At 57.5% G+C, this 9513-nt stretch carries 8 protein-coding genes and 1 pseudogene; 7 read left to right on the forward strand and 2 right to left on the reverse strand.

Annotated elements, in window-relative coordinates; genetic code table 11:
• Window positions 1-139: 139 nt before the first annotated feature.
• Window positions 140-403, reverse strand: a pseudogene (locus KHP60_RS19485) (RidA family protein); the annotation flags it as partial.
• A gap of 54 nt (window positions 404-457) precedes the next feature.
• On the opposite strand from KHP60_RS19485, the gene KHP60_RS19490 reads away from it, so the two are divergent.
• The 6 genes from KHP60_RS19490 to KHP60_RS19515 all read left to right on the forward strand — a co-directional run bounded on the left by KHP60_RS19490 (window position 458) and on the right by KHP60_RS19515 (window position 7408).
• Window positions 458-985, forward strand: a complete 528-nt coding sequence (locus tag KHP60_RS19490; protein WP_249688942.1) for an acetyltransferase — start codon at window positions 458-460, stop codon at window positions 983-985.
• 683 nt (window positions 986-1668) lie between these two features.
• A complete protein-coding gene (locus KHP60_RS19495; protein ID WP_213565968.1) occupies window positions 1669-2676 on the forward strand; it encodes an ABC transporter substrate-binding protein in 1008 nt (335 codons plus the stop codon).
• Window positions 2673-3257: an SCO family protein gene (locus KHP60_RS19500; RefSeq protein ID WP_213565969.1), complete on the forward strand. Its 585-nt coding sequence runs from the start codon at window positions 2673-2675 to the stop codon at window positions 3255-3257. The genes KHP60_RS19495 and KHP60_RS19500 overlap by 4 nt, the downstream gene beginning before the upstream one ends.
• Window positions 3223-5868 carry an ATP-binding protein gene (locus tag KHP60_RS19505; protein ID WP_213565970.1) on the forward strand — a complete coding sequence of 882 codons (2646 nt, stop codon included), beginning with the start codon at window positions 3223-3225 and terminating at the stop codon, window positions 5866-5868. Before KHP60_RS19500 ends, KHP60_RS19505 begins: the two co-directional genes overlap by 35 nt.
• Window positions 5868-6230: a response regulator gene (locus KHP60_RS19510; protein WP_213565971.1), complete on the forward strand. Its 363-nt coding sequence runs from the start codon at window positions 5868-5870 to the stop codon at window positions 6228-6230. The genes KHP60_RS19505 and KHP60_RS19510 overlap by 1 nt, the downstream gene beginning before the upstream one ends.
• A gap of 14 nt (window positions 6231-6244) precedes the next feature.
• Window positions 6245-7408, forward strand: a complete 1164-nt coding sequence (locus KHP60_RS19515) for an adenylate/guanylate cyclase domain-containing response regulator (protein ID WP_213565972.1) — start codon at window positions 6245-6247, stop codon at window positions 7406-7408.
• A gap of 534 nt (window positions 7409-7942) precedes the next feature.
• On the opposite strand, the gene KHP60_RS19520 is transcribed toward KHP60_RS19515, so the two are convergent.
• Window positions 7943-8356 carry a hypothetical protein gene (locus KHP60_RS19520; protein ID WP_213565973.1) on the reverse strand — a complete coding sequence of 138 codons (414 nt, stop codon included), beginning with the start codon at window positions 8354-8356 and terminating at the stop codon, window positions 7943-7945.
• Between the two features lie 434 nt (window positions 8357-8790).
• Between KHP60_RS19520 and KHP60_RS19525 the strand changes: the two genes are divergently transcribed.
• Entirely contained in the window at window positions 8791-9018 is a 228-nt protein-coding gene (locus tag KHP60_RS19525; RefSeq protein ID WP_213565974.1) for a hypothetical protein, read from the forward strand.
• Window positions 9019-9513: the final 495 nt, after the last annotated feature.

A 9513-nucleotide genomic window follows, 5' to 3' on the forward strand; every position in this document is an offset into this window, starting at 1 on the left:
GAGGCCTCATTCATCCCTTGACCGCAAGACACCCGATCAGGCCGACTTCGACCCGCTGCCGCAACTCGCGGCGGCCTAACCCCGGCAGACACTCCACTTCGCCAGCCGAAAACGCTGTTCAACCAAACCGAGCCACCTCAGAGGCTCCAAACTGCGCTAGCAGGATACGCGCATTTTCGTAAGTCTGGCGGATTTGCGCTTCCATGTTGTCGAAAGATTGTGGCTTTCCGGCTTCATCAAGATCGGCGGGAGCCACAAGGTTGCCCGCAGAGTCGTGGCTCAATTGTCCAGAGACGTAGATTGTATCCTTGACCTTGATTGCCTGCGCATATCCAAAGGCTTTCTCCCAAGCGACCCCATGATTTGCCGCCTGAACCGGTGCCTTAGTTTTGCTATCACTCATCCTTTGTGCTCCCTAGCTTGCTGCCGGTAAACTGTACGATAGGCGCTGCATGCCATGACGCTTCGTTATCGGATATATGGCTCGCTCAGAAGCCTAAATTCCCAGATTGAAGGAGGGAATTTTTTGTCTATTGATCCACCCATGTTCACAGGTCGCGAATCCCGCTCCAGTGACCTCGATACTTTGTTCAGTATCTGGCACTCAGCAGTCCAGGCCACCCACTCCTTCCTGAGTGAGGCCGATATTGAATTTTATGCCAACCTCGTGCGCAACGATTACCTGCCCCATGCAGAGTCCTGGGTTGCAGTTGACGCCTCGGATGCTCCTGTAGCTTTTATGGGCATGACAGGAGCTATGATCGACGCTCTGTTTGTCGCCCCAGGGCAGCATGGGAAAGGAGTCGGTCGTCTGCTTGTTCAACATGCTCGCGAAAGAATAGGTGCTCTCACGGTCGATGTGAATGAGCAAAATGAGGGGGCGCGTGCTTTCTACAGAAGGCTCGGCTTTCAGGAGCTCGGTCGATCCGAACTGGATGGAAGCGGTCGCCCGTTCCCGCTGATCCATATGAAGATGTCCGGGTAACAGTTCAACAAACGGCATTATCGCGAATTCTGGCCGGAAGCCATTGATGGATGTAGCACGGACAGGGCCCTGGACTCGAAACGTCTTAACATGGCACTGGGCTGACCTTATCCCAAGTTCCGCGGTACAGCGCTGAACGGACCTTCATTTGATCCGCTCTACGTTATAGTTTGACCCGGAGCTGTCCTTCCACTCATGCTGTAATAGTGTCCCATTGGCGCCAAGCTGCCCAAGCCGGCACCCTAGGTATAGGCGTCCATGCTGACGCAACTGGAGAACTGCCTTCGAGGCGGGACTAGGTACCTGAGCCCTTGCTGCCCAGGCAGAATGCGAGTGCGCCATCACACGGTGGCTCCGAACACATCCAGGTACACTACCTTCCCAGGCTTCACGCTATATGATAGTATGTTTCGATTGACGAGGCTCCCGATGTGTATGCCAAAGCAAGGTCATGCCTAGTTTACTGGAATGGGTTCCGGCTACCTCGGTGTTGCGACATCTGGGAAGCTGACGCGCGGCACGGCATTCGAGAGGGTATACATCTGGACGCTTGGATTAAGCGGGTTATCACACCTCGTGCGGAAGATTACCACTGAAGAAGCGAGCTAACATTTATTGACGAGTTCAAACGTAAACTGAACGTTCGAGTTGCCTGATCCGAGCTCAACCGGAGGAGGCTCACAATGCAGAGCATTCAGACTCGCCGCCGCTTCCTAGCCAACCTCACGACCGCAGGCATTACCGCTTTGATCGGCACCCGAGGGGCCTCCGCCAGCGAGGCCCCGCTCGAAACAACCACGGTCCGCTTCTCAAGGGGGCCCGGGATCTGCATTGCGCCACAGTATGTAGCGGAAGACCTTATCCGGGCTGAGGGGCTGTCTGACTTTCGGTATGTCGACCAGCAAGCCGGCCTTGCCTCGATCGCGATGTTGGCGCGTGGCGACATAGATTTCGCCATGGATTTCGCCACGGCTCTTGCCATTCCAATTGATCAAGGGGCGCCAATCAAGGTGCTCGCTGGCGTACATGTCGGCTGCTATGAACTGTTCGCGCACGAGGGCATTAACAGTGTCCTCGATCTAAAAGGAAAGACCGTCGGCGTTGGACAAAACCTAGGATCAGATCCGCATGTCTTCGTAACCGCAATGGCGACGCATGTCGGGCTCGATCCTCTGAAGGATATCAAGTGGGTGACGAGTGACGTCAACGCGTTTGACTTGTTCGTGCAACGGAAGACCGATGCCTTCCTCGGTTTCCCACCCGAGCCACAGGAACTGCGCGCTCGCAAGATTGGCCATGTCGTTGTGAACAGCATCCAGGACCGCCCCTGGTCGCAGTATTTCTGCTGCATGCTGGCAACTAACGCGAATTATGCAGCGAAGTATCCAGCTGCCACCAAGCGAGTGGTGCGCGCTGTCCTCAAGGCTAACGATATCTGCGTCGCGGAGCCTGAGCGGGTAGCCCGTCTTTTGGTCAAGGACGGTTATACCAAGCAATACGAGCCCGCCCTTCAGGCGCTCACGGAGATCTCGTACGCAAAGTGGCGGGATCACGATCCGGAGGATACCATTCGGTTCTTCTCCTTGCGCCTCCGTGAAGCTGGTATGATCAAGGCGAGCCCTCAAAAAATCATTGCTAGTGGCACGGATTGGCGCTTCCTCAACGAGATCAAGCGCGAGTTGAAGACGTGAACAGGTGGCTGGCACACCTCCTTTTGCTGGGGCTGCTTTCCTGCCCGGCGCATGCCCATGATGCGCCACACGATCAGCGCCTGCCTACTATTCGAGCGGCACCGGACTTTACCCTGACGTCGCAGGACGGAGTTCACGTGTCGCTTCGTGACTTGCGCGGCAAGGCGGTCGCCATCACCTTCATCTTCGCGTCCTGTAGCGATACCTGCCCGATACTGACCAGCAACATGGTGCATGTGCAGGACGAACTGGGCCCAGCGTTCGGATCGAAGATCGCCTTTGTGGCGATCACTGTCGATCCGGAGCGTGACACGCCGGAAGTGTTAAAGCAGTACGCCGAGAACTTTGGCGCCAACCTCAACGGCTGGGCGTTTCTGACCGGCGATCCGGCGACAGTCCGCAGTGTGGGCCGACAGTACGGCGTGTTCGCGAGGAAGACGACGGCAGGAGACGTCGACCATATCTTCCTGACGTCGCTCATTGATCCGAACGGCATTTTGCGCGTCCAGTATGTTGGCGCTCGGTTCGACCTAGAGGAGTTCCAGCGTGACCTTCTCAGCCTTGTGGACGAGTCCAAGTAAGTTCAGAGACCGGCTGATTGGTTGGATTGCTCAGCTTCCAGCGCGTGTTCAGACCAAGCTGCTCGTTTCGTTTTTGTCGATCGTCGGGCTTCTGATCGCACTCGGCGCTGTCGGGTTGCAGGTGCTGAGCGGGGTCAATGATCAAACCAATGAGTTGATCAAACTGCAGCGTAAGATTGCCGCCTATCATCAGGTACAGCACGACACGACGAGCCAGCTGTACAGCATATCGACTGCACTTTTGCTTCAGAACGACAGGATGCTTGACGCCGCGCTCCGACAACTGCGACAGTTCGGCTACGACCTCGATCGTATGGAATTCGTCGCTAAGGACGAAGCAGAACTCCTCAGCCAGGTCCGGCAGGACTACGATCAACTAACGGACGAGGTGACAAAAATCGTCGACCTTATTCGTACTGGTCGGGCGGACGAGGCCCGCAAGATTCAACAGACGCAAATTATGTCTTTACTCGATCGCCTCGAGCGTCTGACGAACCAACTCGTCAACGTGGCTGAGGCTGACATGGTGAACGCCATCGAAACGACGGAGAGAGCCTACGAGAACTCCCGGCTGATCGTTGTATTGTTTGCCATCGGCAGCATCCTGCTGGCGCTGGGTCTAGGATACATTATCTCATGGTCGCTCGTTGAACCAGTCCAGAAGATCGAATCCCGGTTGCGCCAGATCGCAGCAGGCGATTTTTCCCAGCAGGTCACCGTCACTAACCGGGACGAACTGGGGACACTGGCGCAGAATGTCAATCAGACTTCCCAGCAGCTAGGCCACCTCTATCAAGAAATCGAGGCACGCACGCACGAACTCGCGGAGGCCTTGACCTACCAGACTGCAACCGGTGAGGTACTCAAAGCCATCAGCCGCTCGACGCTCCACCTGCAGCCGGTTCTTAAGACCCTCTTGGAGACGGCAACCCAACTCTGTCGTGCGGACAAGGGTCTCCTGTTCCAACTCGAAGACGAGTTTTACCGGGTTAAAGCCTCGTGCGGCTTCGATCAGGAGTTCAGGCGCTTCATTGAGAATAACCCGATCCGGCCTGACGCATCAGGAACCGTCGTTGGGCGTACGGCCATCGAACGACGCGTGCTGCACTACGATGATGTAACGACGGACGGCCGCTACAATTGGCAGGAGGCGCAGAGTTTGGGCAGCTTCCGCACGGTCCTCGGCGTGCCACTCTTACGCGACGGAGAACCAATTGGCGTGATTGCACTTGCTCGCGATCATGTCGAGCCGTTCACGGACAAACAGATCGAGCTCGTGACGGTGTTCGCCGACCAAGCGGTGATCGCGATCGAGAACGCTCGCCTCGTCTTGGAGTTGCAGGAACAATCTGCAGCATTGGCCACGTCCATTGACGAACTCAAAGCGCTGGCTGAGACAGGCCAAGCGGTCAGCGGAACCCTGGACCTGACCCGTGTTCTTGATCTTGTATCCACCCGAGCGATGGCGCTCGGCCAAGCCGATGCCTGTGTGCTGTTCCGCTACGACCGGACTAACCGCGCATTCATTTTGTGGCGGGCCAGCGGCCTCGAGGCGAACTTGTTAGAGCAGATCCGTAATCTGCGGATCCTTGAGGCGGAAACGGTGATGGGAGCCGCAATCCGGCAGCGTACTCCCGTCTCGGTCGGTGACCTCACCCAATTACCGAAGTGGCCGCTCCGAGACGTGTCCGTGAGTGCTGGAATCCGACGCGTCCTGATTGTCCCACTTGTCAGGGCGGAGCGCGTCTTTGGAACACTCGTGCTCATGCGGCGGGAGGAGGCGGAGTTCGCGAGACAGAGCATCGACCTGATGCAGACCTTCGCCAGCCAGTCGGTGCTCGCTATCCAGAACGCACGGCTTTTCCGCGAGATTGAGGACAAGAGCCGGCAACTCGAGATTGCCAGCAAGCACAAGTCGCAGTTCTTAGCCAACATGAGCCACGAGCTGCGCACCCCACTCAACGCCGTCCTCGGCTACACTGAGATGCTGCTCGATGGCGTCTACGGAGAAGTGACGGGCGAAGCTCATGAGATCATGGAGTACGTCCAGTCGAATGGTGCGCACCTCTTGGCGCTCATCAACGACGTCCTTGATCTGTCAAAAATTGAAGCGGGACAGCTCACGCTGACGCTTGATGATTATGCTGTTCAGAGCGTCATCGAGGCCGTGGTCTCTGTCACACAACCGCTGGCTCGGGCCAAAGGCCTCGATCTGCAAGTCAGGATCCCGGAAGATCTTCCACTGGGGCGGGGGGATGAGCGGCGGCTCACCCAGGTCCTCCTCAATCTCGTCGGCAATGCCATCAAGTTCACCGATGCGGGCTCAGTCAGGATCACCGCACGGACTGTTGGCGAGTTCCTCGAGCTGACGGTGACAGACACCGGCCCAGGGATTGCTTTGGCCGACCAGGAGCGGATCTTCGATGCCTTCCAGCAGGTCGATAACTCATCCACGCGGCAGAAGGGCGGTACGGGGTTAGGGCTCGCGATCTCCAAACGGATCATCAGGATGCATGGCGGGACAATCGCGGTGGAGTCCGCTCCAGAGCAGGGTTCTACCTTCAGGATTAGGGTGCCACTCCAAGTGGACGAAGTGATGGAGGCGGCGTGATGAAGCGGATCCTGGTCATTGAGGATACTTGGCATAACCGCCGGATGTTGCGTGACCTGCTGACACGCGCAGGCTTCGAGGTGCTAGAAGCAGTCGATGGTGAAGAGGGCGTCGCCCAAGCCCAACGGCACCGGCCTAACCTGATCCTGATGGACATCCAACTGCCTCTGGTAGACGGCTACGATGCTACGCGGCGCATCAAGGGCAACCCGGCTCTGCACCATATCCCGATCATCGCCGTCACCTCCTATGCGCTTGCCGGTGATGAGGCGAAGGCGCGAGAGGCCGGCTGCGACGGGTACGTCGCCAAGCCCTTCAGTCCACGCAAGCTGTTGGCCACGATCCAAGAATACCTGGCATAGATGGACATATGAGCATGCGTGACGTGCCTCTCATCCTTGCTGTCGATGACACGCCGCAGAACCTCGATTTATTGACGCGCAGGCTCCAGAGCCAAGGATACGAGGTTGCGACAGCGGCTGATGGCGTGGCGGCGCTCGCCCGAGTCGCAGACCTTGTGCCGGACTTAATTCTGCTCGACATCATGATGCCGAAGCTGGATGGGATTGAGACCGTCCGGCGTCTCAAGGCAGATGCGGCATACCGGCACATTCCTGTCATTCTCGTCACCGCCAAGTCAGACCCGCGAGACGTGGTCGAGGGTCTCGATGCTGGCGGCGATGACTACCTGACTAAACCGATCGATCATGCCGCACTGCTGGCGCGGGTCCGGTCCATGCTGCGCATTAAGACACTGCACGACATAGTCCTGGATCAAGCACGGGAACTCGCCGAATGGAACCAGATGCTGGAACAGCGGGTAGCCGAACAAGTCGAGCAGATCGGACGGATGGGGCGTCTGCGCCGGTTTCTGCCCCCCCAAGTGGCAGATCTCGTAGTTGCCGGGTGTGGAGGCCTAGATCCCCTGGAGAGCCACCGGCGCGATGTTACAGTCGTTTTCGGAGATCTGCGCGGGTTCACGAGCTTCGCTGAGACAGCAAAGCCTGAGGAGGTGATTACCGTCCTCCGAGAGTACCATGCCGCCGTGGGGGACCTCGTGATGCGATACGAGGGTACCCTCGAGCGTTTTGTTGGCGATGGAGTGCTGGTGCTCTTCAACGATCCACTCCTACAACGGGATCATACTGAGCGCGCAGTGATGATGTCGCTCAAGATGCGCGAGTGCATCCAGTTCCTGGCTGAGGGCTGGCGGAAACGAGGTCACGATCTTGGGTTCGGAGTTAGTGTGGCCCGAGGACATGCGACCCTTGGCAGCGTCGGCTTCGAGCACCGGCTCGAGTACTCGGTCATCGGCACGATTCCAAACCTCGCGTGCCGCCTGTGTAGCGAAGCAAGATCAGGTCAAATACTGCTAACTCGGAGGGTAGTTGCTTGTCTGCGCGACACGATTGAAGCCGTTTTGATTGGGAAACTCGATCTAAAGGGATTTCACAAACCAGTACCGGCATTCGAGCTTGTCTCATCGCGAAGTGCATCTGACGAAACAACGTGCACCGCGATTGATGGAAAAGCCGAGTAGCCGCGTTGACGCGTCGAGATGCAAACAACTCTGGCTCTCCCTAGAATTCAATAGGGTGCCGTTGTTGCCCGCAAGGGCCCTGTGGCGCAGTGCACCGGCAATCCTGATTCTTCGCGGGAAGGTCCGCTCGTGGCACGAGGTCGACCTCAGCTTAAAGTCTGGGTTTCGACCGTGAGCGGAAATTCAGGCTTGAGTCAGAATTCCGTGCAATTCGGGTCAAACTTCTGCACCTTTGAGTCAGACTTGTAGGTTTCGGAACATCCTGTTCAGCAAACTAAATATTTGACTCAGATTTAGCCCATTCTCCTGTGGGTGTGACGTTAAAAGTCTGACCCTACTTTCAGAGAAGATTGACTCTTGGGGATCCGTTTAACAGTTAAGTTCTATTCATACCAAGTCCCCGAAGGGTTGCCTCTTGTTGGGTGTGGCGCAGACTTGGCGCGTCTCTGCCCCTACTTGTCCCGCCGTCCCCAGGTGCTCACGACATCGCCCCGCAAGCTCCTGCGCGAGCTTGTTCGCGATCTCTGCGGGTGCCTACAAGGCATGCGGCGGCAGGATTGCGCAGCGGGTCATCGTGTTCACGCCATTTGTTGGCACGAGGTGAAGCGCGCCGCACCAGTGACTTCTGTGAGGCGTCGTGTCCCCCGGCAGGGCACGGTACTGAATGTACCAGCGCGGAACACTGATCCAGACACCCCGCACGAGCATCTCGACACCGTCCGGTGTGACCCGGAACGGGGCGGCTACGCAATCGCTTTCATCGCAGCACGGCACCCCCTGCCTGGTGTAGACGCCGACGTAAATATCGTGGCTCTCGACGGGGCTCGGGGCACTGAGTACCGCGCTGGCGAGAACGGCGGCGAGGGTAATGTCGGGTAACCGTAATCCTGAGCCTACCGGTGCATGGCATCCAGCCTCAGCGTACGACGCGTGCCTGTTAGCTGCCATTTGATCCTCCCATGCTATGAGGCTGGAGCAATATAGCATGGCCGCATCCGCAGGTATTCGACTTCGCCCTCCGCGACTAGGCACATGAGTGTCGATCAACGAGACTCGGTATAAGCGGTAGCCGCGCCCGAAGCGAAGCAGGCCCGAAGCCACCGCGCCTCGATCAAGCGCCGTAGGTGCGCTGAGGGCGTGGCTAGCCTAACTGGGCTTCCTCCTTGGGAGGATAGTCATAAGCTGGCTGCTGATGCCAATATGCCAACTCAAGGGAAGCTCACACTGCTATTGCGCGGAGAACTAGGGTGGATGTGGCTTATCGAACTCCGAAGGACCGCAGGGGCATTGTGCGGCGAATGATCCTTAGCTCTCTTGGAATGTTTGCTGGGCTACTGATCGCTGAGGGTAGTGTTGCTCAGCCTAGTCTGCCTCCTGATCAAATGAAGCAGATCGAACAGGCGACGTTCGCCTATTTTTCCTGTGTGCGCTCTAAGGTTACTCCGGCTCATCGGCGTTACCCAACGCCATATGCCGCCGCGCAGGCTGCGTTCGACAGCTGCCGCAAGGAAGAGGCGAGGCTACGAGCCCTCGGAGTTTCAGATGCAATACAGAACAAACTCAAGGAAATGATGACGAAGACTCACTTTGTTGACATCTGGAGAAAGTGAGCCTTCTCACCGCAGCAGATCATGATCTTAGTGCCGTTCCATAACGTCCCGTTCCGCGAAATTTGATTTGGACACCTAGAGACAAGCCTTAGTGCTGTGTCCGTTCAGCAAGAGATTTCATCCTCCAAAGGCTTAGGCCGAGTGCACTGGCTATGATCACGATGCTGCACCCGAGGTAGAGACTAGCCTCTGCGGCCGCAGGAATTAGGGTCGGCAGAAGAAAGATCAGTCCACCACATGCGCTTGTGATGAAGTAGTTGGAACTTATTGATCCGGCCTGAGTGATCTTGAAATTCGCAGCCAGTCGGCCCAGGTCGGCGGGATGAAACATGTGGACATGCGCAAGCTGCCCGCAGCAGCGCAAGAAGAGCGTCGGCGGCAGGTGATCGGACTGCGCGAGAGCGGCCTGACTTACGAGGCCATTGCCGTGCAGGTCGGCCTGACCCGGACCGGCGTGTTCAATATCTGCCGCCGCGTCGCCGAACAGGGCCGGGC

Origin of the sequence: Microvirga sp. 3-52 (assembly GCF_018383585.1) — a bacterium.
In the GTDB taxonomy this organism is placed as follows: Bacteria; Pseudomonadota; Alphaproteobacteria; order Rhizobiales; family Beijerinckiaceae; genus Microvirga.

Bases quoted from the DNA above. Each gene is read 5' to 3' on its own strand.
- KHP60_RS19520 (WP_213565973.1), bottom strand. From the start codon at position 8,356: ATGGCAGCTAACAGGCACGCGTCGTACGCTGAGGCTGGATGCCATGCA.
- KHP60_RS19495 (WP_213565968.1), top strand. From the start codon at position 1,669: ATGCAGAGCATTCAGACTCGCCGCCGCTTCCTAGCCAACCTCACGACC.
- KHP60_RS19510 (WP_213565971.1), top strand. From the start codon at position 5,868: ATGAAGCGGATCCTGGTCATTGAGGATACTTGGCATAACCGCCGGATG.
- KHP60_RS19525 (WP_213565974.1), top strand. From the start codon at position 8,791: ATGAAGCAGATCGAACAGGCGACGTTCGCCTATTTTTCCTGTGTGCGC.
- KHP60_RS19515 (WP_213565972.1), top strand. From the start codon at position 6,245: ATGCGTGACGTGCCTCTCATCCTTGCTGTCGATGACACGCCGCAGAAC.
- KHP60_RS19490 (WP_249688942.1), top strand. From the start codon at position 458: ATGACGCTTCGTTATCGGATATATGGCTCGCTCAGAAGCCTAAATTCC.